Origin of the sequence: Enterococcus sp. C50 (assembly GCF_040887505.1) — a bacterium.
In the GTDB taxonomy this organism is placed as follows: Bacteria; Bacillota; Bacilli; order Lactobacillales; family Enterococcaceae; genus Enterococcus_B; species Enterococcus_B thailandicus.
This window is the reverse complement of record NZ_JBFOFW010000001.1, coordinates 192066-209169: the sequence shown is the minus strand read 5'-3', so window position 1 is coordinate 209169 and position 17104 is coordinate 192066. Positions and strand designations below refer to the sequence as shown.

The window sequence follows — 17104 nt, the reverse complement described above, 5'->3', positions numbered from 1 at the left end:
GAGGAATGAACATTAGACAAATAACCACTTATGCTATGTTGATTGCGCTAACTGTTGCGCTTTCTCTGACGATTCTTATCCCCGTTCCAGCCACAAATGGTTTTATTACCTTGTGTGAAGTTGGCATCTATACAGCAGCTTCGTTATTTGGGCCGATTGGTGGCTTAGTAGTTGGTGGTTCCAGTGGTTTATTGATTGATTTGATTTCAGGTTATCCACAATGGGCGATTTTTTCTCTGCTCATTCATGGGTTACAAGGATTGACAGTGGGTTTGATTGGTCGACAAACAACGCTTCGCTGGTTTCTTGGATTATTAACTGGTAGTGTAGTCATGATTATTGGCTATTTGTTAGCCGGTTGGTTCTTATATGGCTGGCCAGCGGGAGTCGCGTCAATTCCAGGAAATATGATTCAGAATCTATTCGGAATTGCTCTCACCTACCCATTAGTTTCTGGCTTGAAACGATTTCAATTAGGAAAACAACGCTAATCATAGCGAAAGAAGGATGAATAAAATGGAATTAACAAAAGAAATGTTGGCAAAAGAATTAACGGAAATGGTTACTGATATCTTGAATGAAGCAAACCTAAGAGCAGGTGATTTATTTTTATTAGGATGTAGTACCAGTGAAGTTGTCGGTGGACATATCGGAAAAAACTCTAGTGCTGAAGTTGGTCAATGGATTGTCCAAACATTAAAAGAAATCCTTGACCCTAAGGAAATCTCGCTAGCTGTCCAAGGCTGTGAACACTTAAATCGGGCACTTGTCGTGGAACGTGACGTGGCAGAAAAGAAAAATTTTGAAATTGTAACAGTTGTTCCAGCTTTACATGCGGGTGGTGCTTGTTCTGTTGCCGCCTTCGAGCAATTTGCTGATCCAGTCGAGGTCGAACACATTGTTGCACAAGCGGGAATCGATATCGGTGATACGTCTATTGGCATGCACGTCAAGCATGTTCAAGTTCCTGTCCGTCCCCGTTCAAATACTTTAGGTGGGGCTCATGTCACTGCGCTACGATCTCGTCCTAAATACATTGGCGGGCCACGTGCGCAATACAATACTAATGAACGTTAAGTAGTGATTAGCTTCAAGTAATAAGAAACCTTTTCTAACAATCGCTTTCCATCTGTTTATAAAAAGAGGACTTATTACCGAAAAAGCTGCTTTGGGAACACCATTTATTCAGAAAAAGGAAGCTGGTTTTTTCCCCAGCTTCCTTTTTTCGGCTCCTTTTCTTCTTACACTTTTTCAGATGTGTACTAGAGAACCTTTCGTTGATACATTCTGGCCTCATAAGGTGCAAATTCACCAACAAGACCAAATTGGGGCTCATCTAAATAATTGGTTAATACCAGTGACCAGTCTTCCGCTAATTTTTCAGTTGTTAGATCAAAAGTTGTCTTTTCCATCGTTAAGTTTACCATAATCAGGAATTGTTCACTAGATTCTATACGTTCGTAAATAAATAACTGCTTGTGTTCAGGTAAATATTCTTTGAATTCACCTGTAATCAATGCAGTATGCTGTTTTCGTAATTGAATCATTTGTTTATAAAAAGATAAAAGTGAATTTGGTTCTTTTTCTTGCGCTTCGACGTTGATAACTTCCTTATTTGGATTAACAACTAACCAAGGATCATGTGAAGAGAAACCAGCAAATTTTTCATCCGTCCATTGCATTGGTGTCCGGCTATTATCTCTTGTCGTGCTACGAATGATTGCCAATGATTCTTCCGGTGTGCGCCCTTCTTGAAGCAATCGTTGATAAAGTTTTCTTGAATCAAGTGCATCTACTTGTTCGATTGATTCGAAAGCCATGTTGGTCATTCCAATTTCTTGTCCTTGATAGATAAATGGTGTCCCTTGTAAGAAAAAATACATCATTCCTAACGCTTTTGCAGACTCCAACCAATAATTCTGGTCATTGCCAAACGCAGAAACGCTTCGAGGTACGTCATGGTTTTCCATATAAAGTGCATTCCATCCTTTTCCTGCTAAAGAGTTCTGCCACTGACTTAATGCTTGTTTCAGTTTGACAACATCCAGCGCACCTTGTTCTTCATGGTTCCACAAAGAAATATGATCGAACTCAAAAATCATATCAAAATACCCAGATTCACCAACCCATTGTGGGCCTTCCGTTGCAGATACACCACTTGCTTCACCAACAGTCATGATGTCATACTCGTTAAAAATTGTTTTTAGTTCGGTCAAATACTCCCCGATTCCGGTTACATTTTGAAATGGTGAAAATGGATTAGCTGTTGCTGGAACAGCATAGTCTGCTTTTTTGATATGTGAAATGGCATCTAATCGAAAGCCATCAATTCCTTTTTCTAGCCACCAGCGAATCATGGTAAATAGTTCTTCTCTCACTTTCGGATTTTCCCAATTCAAATCAGGTTGTTCCTTGGCAAAAACGTGTAAATAAGATTGTCCGCTCTCCTCATCATGTGTCCAGGCTGAACCGCCAAAAATGGACTGCCATTCATTTGGAGCTAACTCTGATGTGCTATCTGCCCATAAATAATAATCACGGAAAGGATTATCTACCGATTTTTTTGATTCAATAAACCATTTATGTTGATCGGATGTATGATTGATGACCAAGTCCATAATGACTCTGATTCCCATTTGATGTGCTTCAGCCAACAGCAAATCAAATTCTGCCATTGTTCCAAATTTTGCTAAGATTTCTTGATAGTCACTGATGTCATAACCATTATCAACAAATGGAGAAGAATAAATAGGATTGATCCAAATGAAGCCAATCCCTAACTCTTTTAAATAACTTAATTTTTCACGAATTCCATTAATATCACCAATCCCATCTTGATTGCTGTCTTTAAAACTCGCGGGATAGATTTGATAGCCTACTTCTTGTTGCCACCATTGCACATTTTTTGTCATGCGGATGTCCTCCTTTACCTTTTCACCAATTATAAACGAAATTGCTTCCTATAAGTCTTTGTTACCGTTAACAAAAAAGAATTAAAAACACTCAAAGAAACACTCAAAGCAAAAAACATACGTTCATTGCTTTGAGTGTTTTAGTAACTATTGATAACTTCCTATAGATAACGAGCAATCAACTGGATCATTTGTTTAGGAAATTCTTGGAGATCTGTAATATCAAGGAAACGACTTTCACCGTAAATTTCTTTAATTTCTTCTTTATCTTGGCCAATCGCCGCAGCAATGAAAATAATTCCTTGTCGATCATATTCTTTGATGACTTCTTGAATGTCTTCCTTTGCTTTTTTTCCAGTATAATCTGGAAGAGCTTTTGGCTGTCCATCACTAATATTCAACAATAACTTGGTAGTTGCCGTTTGTTGGTTCAACTTATCAGCAACCACTCTTAAAACAGCTCCGTCGCGGTTATTTTGGCGTGGTTTCATTGTCACCAATTTCTCATCCAACCATTGAAAAGTATCAGCAAATTCTTTATAAGAAAAAATCGATGTCTTTTCACGCACGGAAACATCTGCTGTATCACCATTGATCATCAGTGGGATATTGACACGTTTAGCAAATTCCGCAATCGCAATCGCGGCTTTTTTTGCTGCTTCTATTCGATCTTCGCGAATCATCGAACCTGATTCATCTAATCGAATAGCAACGGCTAGAGACGGTTGTTCATGTGGCGGATTTTTTTTGTCAAAATTACGCAAATCACCATATGCAATGCGACTAGCATTAAAGCGTTGCCCTTCGTACTTACCTTTTTGATAACTTGTGCTTTCTTCGTTATCTAAAAGTTCTAATACTTGTCGACTTAATGAATCGACGACTGGAAAGACTTGGGCTCTGATTGCTCGTGCTTCATCGCTGTTTATTTGATACTTCGGTCGGTGAACGATCAATCCTTCTTTTTCATGCATCGTGCCTTTCATGATTTGGCGCGCTTCTTTGTTCAACTCTTTTTTCATTTCTTTGTCATGGGCGTCCATGTCAGCGGCAGACATTTCAACAGACTCATCTTCCGCACTTTTTTCTGTCTGATGTTTTCCTTCGACGTCATTGCTTCGTTCCTCTTGAATGTTATCTAGGTTTTCAGATTCGTTTGTCTCTTCTGGAGTTTCTTTATCAGCCATTTCTTCTACTTTTTCAAGTGTAGATAGTTCTTGTTCTGCTAAAGTCAATTCTTCTGGAGCAAGCTCTTCAATCTGGCGCTCTTCTGCTTCTAATCCGCTGATTTTTCGTCCACGGACTGTTGGTGCATCAGTAGCTTCGCCCCACTTTTTTGCTCGAAGCAACTCTCTCAATTCAATTAATAACCCCGTATCCTCTAAAGCTTGAAGCAAAATCTTTAGTTCATCTGGATCCGTTGTCAGTTTATATAAGACTTTTGGGTAGATAGATTGTAATAAATCTTGTCCTTGCTTCATCGTATTCGCCCAGTAAAAATAAGAACGCATTCCTGCGACACCTTTGATCGCGTTTGCTTTGGCTGTTTCGTCTAATAATCGAATAATTTCTGCCATTTTGAATAAAATAGGTGATTCTTGAATTCCTGTTTTCCCAACAGCACGTTCGACCATTACTTCGAGACTAGGTAAATCCATTTTTTCTGCATGCTGCATTCGGTCACGCAACGATTCATTCAGTGGTCGATTTCCTTGATAGTTTCGGTTCGTCGTAATCACAACTACGCAGTCAGGATGGCGACGGACGATACCAGTGGGTAAGTTCAACATACCATTTGGTTCCAAGGCTGAGTTTAGCGCGACTAAGACAGACGCATCTCGAATCACTGTTGGCTCTTGAATTTCAAGTAAATAGCCTTTTTCCATCGCACGGACGATTTCTGAAGGGTAATATTTATAATGAATAGGTGTTGTTTCAGATTTTGCTTCAATTTGTTGTACAAATTCAGCTAGTTTTTCTCGTGCTGAAAGTACATCTAATTGGTAATGTGATTGGACTAAACGTAAAACAGCATCAAAACTCTCGGTTTGAGAGATGGCTTCCAACAATTCTTGACTATCCGCATCGACAGATTCCACTACTGGTAATAACGCACCAAACACATCTGATTTATCCATATCTGCAAAACACGTCACCTTTGTATAAGGTAATTGCAAATCAGCAGATAACGCCTTAGCTAATTGTGTTTTCCCAGATCCGGCATCCCCTTCCAATAAGATATTCATGATTTTCATCTCAGGATCGAGCCAGTTTTCATTGATTTCTGTTGCAATTCGAATTTCTTCCACACTTGTTCGGTGACTTTTTGGTTTTTGCCAAATCATCTGTTTTTCTAGGCGTGAAAATACTCGGTCTTGCGTAAGCGAGAACTCTCCCATTATGCAACCTCCTTTAACGATTCGACGAGTTTAATAACCTAATTCTTCTAGCAAACGTTTTAAGATGCGGAATCGTTCACCAATGAGTTCACCATCTTTTTGTAATGTATCATAGTAAAGAATAATATCCTCATCAATCTTAGGATTTTTTGTATCGACTTCAACAGTCATTCGGTTTCCCTGCAAACCAATGATATCGACCACTGGGTTTTCAGGATCATAGAATTTTTTATAACGATACGCATCTTGGAAATACAAACTTCCTTGAGCTGCTAAAATTGCTAAATCTAAAATGCGAGTAATTGGTAATTCTTCTGATTGACGTGACCATTTTTCCCCTGTATGACGCCAAACTTTTCCAGAAATATCGACTTTTCCACGATCATTCCATTGTGCTAAACCAAGAGACAAGCCTTTTGCATCTGTATCTAGTGCATTACGGCCATCAACTTTATCATAATCTTCAACGACAAGAACAGGTTTGTGTTTTAAATTTGTTGGGATTTCCATAAGAAACACTCCTTTAATATTTATGTTAGTAATTTACTAAATTACTAGCGTAGTAAATTACTAACGACCAATACGATTATAAGCCTATAGACAAAAAAAAGCCAGCAAACAAATTTGTTTGCTGGCAAAATAAATAAAATAAGAATTATTGCGCTGAAATAGCAAGTCCTACTGCTTTTTCTCCAAGATGCGTTCCAATTACCGGGCCAAAGTGACCAATCTCAATTTCTGCATCGGGGTATTTCTTTTGTAATTTTTCTTTTTCACTGATTGCAACATCTAAGTTATTCGCATGGATCACATACAACTTAACTGGTCCTGCAATTTCAGTTTTTCGTTGGCCAATAATATCTTCTGCACGGGCGAATGCTTTTTTGCTTGAACGAATCTTTTCAAACAAAACGATTTTTCCATCCGTAAAAGTTAAGATCGGTTTAATTTTTAACAACCCACCAATCAACGCTGCACCATTTGTTAAACGACCTCCGCGCACTAGATTGTTCAAGTCATCAACTATCAAATAAGCGTAAGTATTATCGCGAATATGATCAATATGTGAAAGGATCTCTTCAAGTGATGTTCCTTGATCATTTAAATCCAAGGCAGCCTCGACCATGTGTCCCATGGGCATGCTTGTAATTTTCGAATCGTATGGAATCACCGTTAACCCCTTCACATCTTCTTTCATTGCAAACAATGTATTAACAAAACCCGAAATGCCAGAAGAAAGGTGGATACTGATTATCGTGTCATACCCTTTCGCCTTTAATTCGTCATATAATGCCAAAACTTCTCCCACAACCGGCTGAGATGTCGTAGGGAAATCTTTACTGTTTTTTAGAAGACCATAATATTCATCAGCTTCAATATCGATACCTTCATTATAAATCTTCCCATCTAAAATAACTGGGATCGGAATTACATATAAGTCGGGATGGTTCTTGATACGTTCCGGCAAATAAGCCGTACTATCAGTAACAACTGCAAGTTTCATTTATCTATTTCCTCGTTTCAAAGAATTTTTCCAGACCTTATAACTATAGCATAATTTTGCTTGTAGATAAATCTAAAATCCGTTTCTATCAAAAAAGACTGTCACAAAAATCGCTTTTTGTGACAGCGTATAGTTAAGAATAATAAGCAACTCTTTCCTCAGGCGTTCCGGCGATGCAATAGTGAGTGGATACCACTTTTACCAAACTGAGCGAAAAGAAAAGTCACACCTCCGACTCCTGTAATCAACACACAATAGATCACAGCGTTCGTCTTGCTTTCTAATGAGAGTTGCGTCTGCAATAAAAAGAACACTATCATACATACAAGTAACATTAGTGCTGTCGAACGAACTGTTTTAAGGAAGAAGTCTTTGATTCTGTATAATGGTGCTATTTGATACTCGTGACACATGTACCAATAACCACGGATAAACACATACCCAAATGCCAATCCATTTGACAAACTCATCCCATAGCCACCAAATAAAGCTAAGAAAATGACTTGGAAAAGAACTTTTAAGACAATTGCTTGTACCGTTAGCCGGATAGCAAACAAATGGTGATTCAATGACTGTAACATCGTTGATAAAATTGTAAATAATGAAAAGAATAGCGAAGCTAGTAACGCTAATTGGAAATACCCCACACTCTCAGGATCATAACCAAAGAACAGTGTGTACAATGGTCCTGCTAATAAAGACATCCCTGCAAGTGATGGCAATAAAATCAAAATCGCGATTGAAAAACTATCTCCAACCGTTTTTTCAATTTGTTTTCGGTTTTCTTTTTTCAAAGTGCTTAATAATGGCAAACTACTGATTGCTACGGTACCAACCATTGAAATCAAAATCAAGGTCAACTTGTTCGGATTCACTGACGCTCGACTAAATAAAAACTCTAACTGTTGATCTGCGAGAGCTGGACGGAAAAAATGTAATAACGGCTTCATCGTTACTTGGTCGATCATTTGTACAATCGTAATAACTGAACCAACAAAGATAAACGGAAGTGTTTCACGTATAATAGCGCTTGAAGCACGACGATTGTCTTTTTTGAAATAACGGGTAGATATCAAGAAATCTTTCAATCTAAAGTAATCTTTCTGCCGTCCCACTACATACATATGGAAAATCGCAGCTAAACCACCGAAAAACGACGCGACGGTACTGACTAAAACTGCTTCTAAAATCGTTCCATTCGTTAGGACACGCAAATAATATGTCCCAGCTAAAATAACCAGAACTCGAATTGCTTGTTCGATAATCAATGAAGTTCCATAAGGGCGCAAGTCATTCTTCCCTTGAAAATATCCACGCATTGCACTTAATACCGGAATAGCGACCAATGAAGGACATAAACTACGAATCGCTAAAATCCCATTATTCACATTGGCAATTGGACTGATTCCTGCCAGCGCTGGCGCAAATAAATACATCAAAACAGCCGAGGCAATCCCAATGGCAAACATGATATTAATCGTACTGCGAAAAATCACTCGACTTTCTTGTGCATCTCCTTCTTTCGTTGCAATGGCAACTTTTTTCGCGATTGCGTTAGGAAAGCCAACTGTTCCAAGCATTAAGAATAATCCATAAGGCAAATAACCGACATTGTAGAGAGTTGTAGCCAACATCCCATCTTGATTATCACCCATCATCATTAACCAAGGAATTAAGTACACAACACCTAAAACCTTACACAACAAATTGGCAAACGTTAACCAAAATGTTCCTTGCATCAATTTTTTATTCATCAAATCTTCCTCAACTATATATTAGGTTCTAAACATCTTTTACATTATAGCAAAAAAACAAGAACAAGTAATCCCAGCATTGCTTTTTCATTTCATCAGCCTGACTCAGCACACAGATTCCACAAATGCCAATCAACCTTTCAATAAGTAATTTTCTAACTAGACTGTTTCAACTATTATGCTATACTTTTCTCATAACGAATTTCATTCGTTATTTAGACAAGTCAGTTGGCGGAAAACAGACTGCTTGTCTAGTTCAATATTCTTTGGAGACAACCAGTGGTCGGTTGTCTCTTTTTTATAACATTTTAATCATTCAGGTTGAATCTATCGAAATCAGCTTTCTTTCATTCGTTTGCTGAGTTAAATACTATCATTCATCCAGCTACAATCAAGTTTGTTAAAGGAACCTTAACACTTTCTCCACTTGTCAAAATTCCGGCTGAGAACCGTTGTTCAAAATGAATTTATCTAACACTCTTTGTACCAATCATTTGATTCGTTTATTTCAAAAAAAGTCTGGAACATTAATCGAAATGATTATGCTCCAGACTTTTTTAAAATACATAGCGTTTTCAAAAGTTATTTTCTTGGAAGCACACTAACCCCTTCCAAAAACAAAAATAGGTGAGTTATTTCCGGATACTCTTGCTTATTTCTCAGAGCTGATTGTTTTTGACCCAACCTCTTTTAAGAAAGTTATTTTTATTTTAAGATAAGTTTTCACCATTCGTTTCAATCACTTTTTGATACCAATAAAATGATTTCTTACGACTGCGGTTTAACGTACCATGCCCTTCGTCATCACGATCAACGTAAATAAAACCGTAACGTTTACTCATCTCACCTGTTCCTGCACTGATCAAATCAATGCAGCCCCAAGGTGTATAGCCAATCAAATCTACTCCGTCGTCAATTGCTTTGTCCATTTCAACGATATGTTGTCTAAAGTAGTCGATGCGATAGTCATCTTTGATTGTGCCATCCTCTTCTACTTGATCGAATGCACCCAAGCCATTTTCTACTACCATCAAAGGAACTTCGTAACGAGAATAAATTTGATTTAAGGTATACCGCAAACCAACTGGATCAACTTGCCAACCCCAATCGCTGGCTTTCAAGTATTCATTCGCCACACCACCAAATAAGTTTCCACCCGTAGTATCTTCACGGTCCTCAAGGTTAGCGGCAATACAAGTACTCATATAATAACTAAATGTATAGTAATCAACAGTGCCTTCTTTTAACAATGCTTGATCTTCTTCAGTTATTTCCAATTGAATATCATTTTTTTCAAAATAGCGTTTCATATAATACGGATACGTACCTTTAACTTGGACATCACCACAGAAATAATTCAAACGATCATTCAACTGTTGTGTTCTCAGCACATCTTCTGGGCGACAGGTCTTAGGATACATCGTAATGTAGGCCAACATGCAACCAATTTTGAACTCTGGATTGATTTTATGCCCCGCAACTACTGCTCTGGCAGATGCTAGAAAGACATTATGCAATGCTTGATATTGTTCCGTTTCTGTATACTCACGATTAAACAAACCATTGATTTGCTTGCCATGCTCTAATGTTCCAAAATTGATTTCATTAAATGTCAGCCAATACTTCACCTTATCTTGATAGCGTTCAAATAAAGTCGTTGCGTAACGTTCATAAAATGCAATTGTTCGCTGATCTAAAAAACCATCGTAGCGTTTGCCTAATTGAAACGGTAATTCAAAATGAGAGATCGTCACTAAAGGTTCAATCCCATACTTGTGTAATTCATCAAATAAATCATCATAAAATTGTAATCCTGCTTCATTAGGTGTTTCTTCATCACCATTTGGAAAAATCCGTGACCAGGCAATCGACAAACGATATACTTTAAAACCCATTTCTGCAAACAGGGCGATATCTTCTTGATAGCGGTGATAGTGATCAATCCCTGTATGGCTTGGATAATAGTACTTCTCTTCATCGATTACTAAGTCGAATGTTCGCCGTGTCCCTGCTGTTCGACTACCTGCTCGATTATGATCACTGATTGAATCTCCTTTACCAGCAACATTCCAAGCACCTTCACATTGATTGGCAGCTGTCGCGCCACCCCATAAAAAATTCTTTGGAAAACTCATTGATCTTTCTCCTTCATTTTTGATTTAATTAGCAAGAATAGCGGTAGAAACCAAGGTTCCTTGCTGCACTTCATTTTCATCAGTCACAATAATATCCGCGTAATCAGGCGTATTCGTCACAATGATTGGGACTTGTGTGCTATAGCCTTCTTCTTCAATCGCCTGAATATCAAAACGAACCAACTTATCTCCTTTTTTTACTGTGTCGCCTTGCTTTACAAAAACTTCAAAGTGTTTTCCTTCTAATTGAATCGTATCAATGCCAATGTGAATCAATAATTCCATGCCATCATCAGAAATGATGCCAATTGCATGATTTGTTGGGAATAAAGTCATGATTGTTCCATCAAAAGGTGCGACAACTTCACCAACAGTCGGCTCAATCACCACGCCTTTGCCCATAATTCCTTCCGCAAAAGCAGCATCTTTTGCTTGACTCAACGGCAAAATATTCCCAGTAATTGGTGAAAAGATTTCTTGTTTCGCTACTTTTTTCTTTTGTACTGTAAATGACCCTTTTGCTTCTTCTTTACTCATCGCGATGGTTGGCTCATCATCTTTAAAACCAATCACCCAAGCTAAACCAAAGCCAGCAACTAATGCCACTGCATCTAAGATCATGCTATAAATCGCAAATTTAATATCGCCATCAGGAGAAATAGCACCTGTGTACCGGAAAATTCCTAATCCACCCATTTGATACGCTTGTAAGCCTAAAGCCATAGCTGTTCCACCTGTAAATGCACCAACGACACAAGAGGCCCAGAATGGTTTCTTTTTAGGTAAAGTAATCCCATAGATTGCCGGCTCTGTTACACCAAATATTCCCGAAATAAATGCTGGAACAGACAATTCTTTTAATTTGGCATTTTGTGTTTTTAACATGACAGCTAAAACTGCTCCTGTTTGAGCGAAAGAAACACTACCACTTGGCGTCAATAACGCTGTTGGTTGTCCTTGAGATAAAGCAATGATTGCAAATGGGATTAGTGCCCAATGAAGACCAAACATTACTAAAACTTGCCAAGTAAAACCTAAAATCGCACCAAAAATAATTGGGTTAAATGTTTGAATCGCAATCAAACCACTTCCCAACGCTTCCGAAGCCGCATTCATGATTGGACCAATAACGATAAACATCAATGGAACAGTAATCAATGCAGTGAAAAATGGAACTAAAAATAGCTTAACAACATCAGGAATGACTTTTCGTAGTTGTTTTTCAAGAAATGCTGCAAAAGCGGTTGATGCAATAATCGGCATCACACTTGAACCATAACCAGCTGCTGGAAGTGAAAATGGGATACCAAAGAAATTCAAACCACCACTTTCAGCAAATTGACTTGTCAATGAACCATCAATAAATCCGGTGTACACCATACTTGCTGCAATCATCATTCCTAAAAACGGGGATCCCCCAAAACGTTTCATGGCTGTAAAACCAATAAAAATCGGTAATAGTAAGAACAGGCCGTCACCCATCGCATTAACTACAGCATAAGTTGGCGTCGCAGCGAACTCTGGTCCTAAAGCAAACGACAAGATTGCAGCAACCCCTTTTAACATACCGGCTGCAGATAATGGCGCTAGAATTGGTTGGAAAATACTTGAAATAATGTCTACAAATTGATCGAATAAGTTTCCTTTTGGTCCTGAATCTGTTTTTTCCTCCAATAAACCTAACACTGCATCCACATCTTTACGTACATCAGGTACATGATTGCCAATCACTACTTGGTATTGGCCACCTGATTGCATAACCGTTACAACGCCATCCATGTTTTTCAACACATCTGTATTTGCTTTACTTTCGTCCTTTAACTTAAAGCGTAAACGCGTAATACAGTTCGTTAACGAATTGACGTTTTCTTTTCCACCAACTTCTTTGACAATGTCTTGTGCTAGTTGTTCATATTTTCCCATGATTTTTTCCTCCAAAATTAAGTATATTTTTTAATCCAGAGGTCTCGCCAACTAAATGTAACGATCCAATTCCTTTTGCTGGGTAAGCTAGTTTTACTCCTTTCATTTTTATTTTAAGAGAAACTCTCTTATTTCGTTTTTTCGATGATTCTTGCAATGTGAATCGTAATATACACCTGCTCATCTCTAGAAACTTGATAGCTCCAACGAGTGGCTAATAATTCAACCACTTTCTTAGTCGCCTCAAAGGCTTCAGGATACTTTTTACTGACAAGGATAAACAGTTCGTTTTCAACTAGTTCGTCTGCTGCTTCTTTTCTTTGCGCATTCAAAACTCTCTCCGCAAAAAATCGTAGATGGGTAATGAAGCGCTGAAAGTAAATGTCGTTTTCAGCAAAGTTGATCTTCAATGTATATTTGATAACCGTTAGAATTTCTTCAATCATTTGTGTAAGGCTGACGGCTGACTCATTCGTGATATCCAACTCGGCATTTACGATGTGTAACGTTAAGAAACCAGATTCGTCATCGGATAGCTCGATACCCATTTTTTCATTGATAAACTGGATACCTCTTCGCGCAATTGCTAATTCTTCCGGGAAGAAGTGCTTGATGTCCCACAATAGAAAATTCTTCATTTGGATTCCTTTGCCCTCGCGTTGGATCGCCGTGTATAAATGATCCGCAAAAGAAATAAAGCTTGTTTCATTAAATTCTTTGTCCAACTTTTTCTTTGCATAATTCAAGATATCAAAAGCAACCATGATGACCTCTTCGGGAATTTCCGAAAGCATTTGTTCTACTCGTAATGACTCACTTTGATTTTTTATCTCAAACACCTTTTCAATACTATCTGAATCAACCTTAAAGCCCGGCTTTTTTTGAAATCCCAATCCATTACCCATTAAAACGATTTCTTTTCCTTCATCATTCAAGGCAACCACGACGTTGTTATTCAAAATCCTCAGAATTTTCAATTGTCTCCCCCCATCTCTTTCAGCCTCACCAACGCATAAAAAAAGACCCAAACGACACCACAAATAAATGTCGTTCAGGTTTAGCTTAACTGAATAATAACTATCCTAAAACAAAGTTACCATTTTCAGTAAGCGCTGTCAATCTGATTTTTACAGTTTTTTTCTGCGCTTTAGTACAAAAAAATGGCACATAGTTTCAGATGTTACGATTGATGAAACAATTGCTAGGCATACACTCCTCCCCTTTGGGCAACAAAAAAAGGGCTTCGACACATTGATGTCCCACCCCTTACCTTCGTTATTTAAATCATTGATAATAAAAAAACAGCTGCTAAACCAGTCACTACAGATAACGCCATAGAACGTGTCTTATATGCTACACCTGCAACTAAGACCATAGCCAAAATTTTGATATTCCAAGCAAAATCTAAATGTTCGTGTGTGATAAAAACATCTTTGAATGCTAATGCAGAAAATAATGCTACTGGAACGTACTTCATCCAATCACTAAACCACGCAGGAACTTTTCTTTGTGTAAAGTAAAGCATTGGTACTACTCTGGGAATGTAAGCTGCTAGAAATAAACAAGCAACTAGTAAAATTAAATAACTTTTACTCATGGTTTTGGACCTCCTGATCTGGGAAGTTAAACAACGGCTCGTTCACTTGCTCCGCACGATGTCGTAACTTTTTCTCTTTTTCTTTTTGGAAAGCTTTTTCTAAAAGCAATCCAGCAAAAGAAGCAATGACAGTCGCTAAGATTAAGCCAAATGTATTTTGGAACAAAACCATAAATGCAACCCCTAAGACACCCGAAAAAATACCAGTCAGAATCAGCAAACCATTCTTCATCTGCATAATAAACATAAAAATAAACATTGCCGTTAACGCGAAATGAACTAAGTCAGCATCTACTCGAATCACTGAACCAAAAACATTTCCAATCACGTTGCTTCCTGCCCAAGCAGCCATAGAAAACCAATTGACGTACAGGGCTTTTTGTTTGTTCCAAGTTGGATCTGTAGAATATTTCAAGTAATTAACTGCATAGTTTTCATCATTTAGTGATTGCGAAAAGACAGCTAAAAATGGACGGCTTTCTTTCTTCATAAATACTGAAAGACTTGAGCCCAATAGTGTATAACGTAATTCTAAGAAAAATACCATCAAGATGGTTGTTGCAAATGATGCGTGTGTTGCTAACATTGAGGCAACTAAGAATTGCGCACCGCCGGAAAAAACCAAAATTGATAATAGACCGGTCAATAATGGATCAAATCCAACCTTCTGTAACAGAACACCACAGGCTAATCCAACCGGGATATAGCTAAAACAAAGCGGCATCACTGCATGAAAAGACTGAAGCCATGGCGCAGTTTTCTTTCTACTCATTAAAATGTCTCCTTTGATTACAACAAATAAACAGCGGACTCATTGTAACATAATTTCAATAAATTGTAGCCGTTTTATCTAAAAACAATATTAAATTTTTCTCATTTCAGCTTCAATTTATGATTTTTTCTCATCCTTGCTTATTCGCGATGGTAATTCGGGTCATACTTATCCGTTTCAATATAAATGTAAATCTTTTTATCTGGTAAACTTTTCCGAATCATTCGTTCAATATCATTGACAATTGCATAAGCAAATTCTTCCTTGATATCCAGAATATCCACTTTCGCAGCAACCATAATTTCGGTTGGCCCCATGTGAACTGTTTTAATATCAATCAATCGTTCTATTTCTGGTCGATCAAATGCTTTTTTAATCAACACTAAGTCATGCGCAGTCACACTCTCACCAATAATCAGGCTGTAAAATTCTTTCGCAAGGAAAATAGCGGCACCCATCAATAAGAAACCAATTAATAGACCACTAATTGCATCAAAAGCAGCGATGCCAGTCACCATGGTTAAAATTGTTCCAGCCATAGCCAACACCAAACCAATTACTGCACAAAAGTCTTCTGTGAAAATAATCAAAATCTCACTATGGCGACTTTCACGTAAAAAGGCTAACAATGATAAATTTTCTGTATTCAGTTCTTTGATTTCTTTAAATGCAATCCGCAAAGAACTTCCTTCAATAATAATCCCAAATAACAAAATAGCTAAAATAATCATTGGATTTTCTACTTCATGCGCAGGATGAAACAATTTTTCAAAGGCCTCCATGACTCCTAACGCGCCCCCACCAAAAAAGAGCATCATGGCAACGATCGTACTAAAAAAATATTTTGCTCGACCTTCGCCAAACTGGTGAAGGTCACTTTGACCAGCTGCCGCACGTTTATTCCCAAATAATAGTAGCACTTGGTTACTACAATCCACGATACTATGGATACTTTCATTCAACATAGCGGCACTTCCACTAATCGCATAACCAATAAATTTGCTAACTGCAACTAAAATATTGGCACCTAATGCTGCTAAGACAGAAAACATGCCACTTTTCTTTAAATTTTCCACTGTTGTTCCTCTTTTCTATGGATTCAATTTTTTTGGATCCAGTCTTAAATTTTGGCTAAATTAAAGACAATCTTTTGTCCCGATTTTAGTTCGATTTCAGCAGCACCTTTAGTGGCAGATTCACCATCAATCGTAAACAACCAATACTTTTGTTTTTCCTGATTCTGTTTACGCCCTTCGATTTCAGTAATAAACCCTTTTTCTTCCTCGACTTTAAAAGTTTTTTGCAAAACTTCTAAAAGATTTTCTCCTGTTTCAAAAGTAACCTTCTGATTAGCAAAATCTTTTCCATCTTCTTGAAGAACGATTGTTGCTTCTTGCTGTTGCACACTGGAGCTTAATTGACTATCAGCTGTTTTTTCTACGTTACTGCTACACCCACTTAAAATTCCTAACCCTATGATAACTACAAACAAACTATAAATAATCTTTTTCATTTTTTCCTCCAAATTGTTTTACTAATCGCTGGATAATAGGAAAGAAAATCAAATAAAAAAGTAAATTTCCTATAGCATGCGACAAATCAAACAAAATCCCTTGTATATAATAAACCAACGGCTGTGGCAACTGATACAACACCGTATCATAAATCGCCATTAGGCCTCCATAAATAAAACCCGCTAAAAAAAAGAAAATACCTTTCAACCAATAACTTGTTCTGAAATAACTCGAGTGTCTACATAAAGTAAACAACAAGAAGATTCCTCCATAGCTAAGCCATTGGCCAATCACCCACGGGCCCATACCAAAATAAAAACTGCTAATTACTAACGACAGACTCATAACAATCAGCCCATCAATCATTCCCAAGTAAAAAACGACAAATAACAAAATTGCCGTCATAGGTTGAAAATTAGGAATAAATTGAAAAGCAACTCTACCTGCTACACAAGCAGCGCTGAGCATACTCAGCTGTGCAAGTTTTCTGGTACTCATTTTTTCTCCTCTTCACTCTTAAAAATCAACACTTGAAACTGGCACAAGCCGCGCATTTGCGGTTTGTGCCAGTTCGATTATTAACCTACAGTTCAA

Annotated in this window: 15 protein-coding genes; 2 read left to right on the top strand and 13 right to left on the bottom strand. The window is 37.7% G+C overall.

Annotated elements, in window-relative coordinates; translation table 11 throughout:
• Positions 1-5: 5 nt before the first annotated feature.
• Positions 6-491 (top strand): ECF transporter S component, encoded by a 486-nt coding sequence (locus tag AB3I20_RS00935; RefSeq protein WP_067482070.1) that lies wholly within the window; start codon positions 6-8, stop codon positions 489-491.
• A gap of 25 nt (positions 492-516) precedes the next feature.
• Entirely contained in the window at positions 517-1077 is a 561-nt protein-coding gene (locus tag AB3I20_RS00930; protein WP_368026826.1) for a TIGR01440 family protein, read from the top strand.
• A gap of 185 nt (positions 1078-1262) precedes the next feature.
• Here the strand turns inward: AB3I20_RS00930 and AB3I20_RS00925 are convergent, their stop codons facing one another.
• The 13 genes from AB3I20_RS00925 to AB3I20_RS00865 form a co-directional block, all read right to left on the bottom strand.
• Complete coding sequence (locus AB3I20_RS00925; protein WP_368026825.1) at positions 1263-2912, bottom strand: alpha-glucosidase; 1650 nt, start codon at positions 2910-2912, stop codon at positions 1263-1265.
• 161 nt (positions 2913-3073) lie between these two features.
• Positions 3074-5311: an AAA family ATPase gene (locus tag AB3I20_RS00920; RefSeq protein WP_368026824.1), complete on the bottom strand. Its 2238-nt coding sequence runs from the start codon at positions 5309-5311 to the stop codon at positions 3074-3076.
• Positions 5312-5341: 30 nt separating this feature from the next.
• Positions 5342-5821 (bottom strand): DUF6530 family protein, encoded by a 480-nt coding sequence (locus AB3I20_RS00915; protein WP_067482078.1) that lies wholly within the window; start codon positions 5819-5821, stop codon positions 5342-5344.
• Positions 5822-5966: 145 nt separating this feature from the next.
• On the bottom strand, positions 5967-6815 hold the full coding sequence (locus tag AB3I20_RS00910) for a DegV family protein (protein ID WP_368026823.1): 849 nt from the start codon (positions 6813-6815) through the stop codon (positions 5967-5969).
• A gap of 158 nt (positions 6816-6973) precedes the next feature.
• The gene (locus tag AB3I20_RS00905; RefSeq protein ID WP_368026822.1) at positions 6974-8569 is read right to left on the bottom strand and encodes an oligosaccharide flippase family protein; all 1596 of its coding nucleotides are present in this window, start codon (positions 8567-8569) and stop codon (positions 6974-6976) included.
• Between the two features lie 710 nt (positions 8570-9279).
• Entirely contained in the window at positions 9280-10704 is a 1425-nt protein-coding gene (locus AB3I20_RS00900) for a glycoside hydrolase family 1 protein (protein ID WP_086270927.1), read from the bottom strand.
• Positions 10705-10728: 24 nt separating this feature from the next.
• Positions 10729-12627 (bottom strand): beta-glucoside-specific PTS transporter subunit IIABC, encoded by a 1899-nt coding sequence (locus tag AB3I20_RS00895; protein WP_067482085.1) that lies wholly within the window; start codon positions 12625-12627, stop codon positions 10729-10731.
• Positions 12628-12755: 128 nt separating this feature from the next.
• The gene (gene licT / locus AB3I20_RS00890; RefSeq protein WP_067482087.1) at positions 12756-13604 is read right to left on the bottom strand and encodes a BglG family transcription antiterminator LicT; all 849 of its coding nucleotides are present in this window, start codon (positions 13602-13604) and stop codon (positions 12756-12758) included.
• Positions 13605-13906: 302 nt separating this feature from the next.
• The gene (locus AB3I20_RS00885; RefSeq protein ID WP_067482089.1) at positions 13907-14224 is read right to left on the bottom strand and encodes an AzlD domain-containing protein; all 318 of its coding nucleotides are present in this window, start codon (positions 14222-14224) and stop codon (positions 13907-13909) included.
• Positions 14217-14996 carry an AzlC family ABC transporter permease gene (locus AB3I20_RS00880; protein ID WP_067482090.1) on the bottom strand — a complete coding sequence of 260 codons (780 nt, stop codon included), beginning with the start codon at positions 14994-14996 and terminating at the stop codon, positions 14217-14219. The genes AB3I20_RS00885 and AB3I20_RS00880 overlap by 8 nt, the downstream gene beginning before the upstream one ends.
• Before the next feature lie 140 nt (positions 14997-15136).
• Positions 15137-16072 carry a cation diffusion facilitator family transporter gene (locus AB3I20_RS00875; protein WP_067482092.1) on the bottom strand — a complete coding sequence of 312 codons (936 nt, stop codon included), beginning with the start codon at positions 16070-16072 and terminating at the stop codon, positions 15137-15139.
• 44 nt (positions 16073-16116) lie between these two features.
• The gene (locus AB3I20_RS00870; protein WP_067482094.1) at positions 16117-16509 is read right to left on the bottom strand and encodes a DUF4430 domain-containing protein; all 393 of its coding nucleotides are present in this window, start codon (positions 16507-16509) and stop codon (positions 16117-16119) included.
• A complete protein-coding gene (locus AB3I20_RS00865) occupies positions 16490-17008 on the bottom strand; it encodes a hypothetical protein (RefSeq protein WP_368026821.1) in 519 nt (172 codons plus the stop codon). Before AB3I20_RS00865 ends, AB3I20_RS00870 begins: the two co-directional genes overlap by 20 nt.
• Positions 17009-17104: the final 96 nt, after the last annotated feature.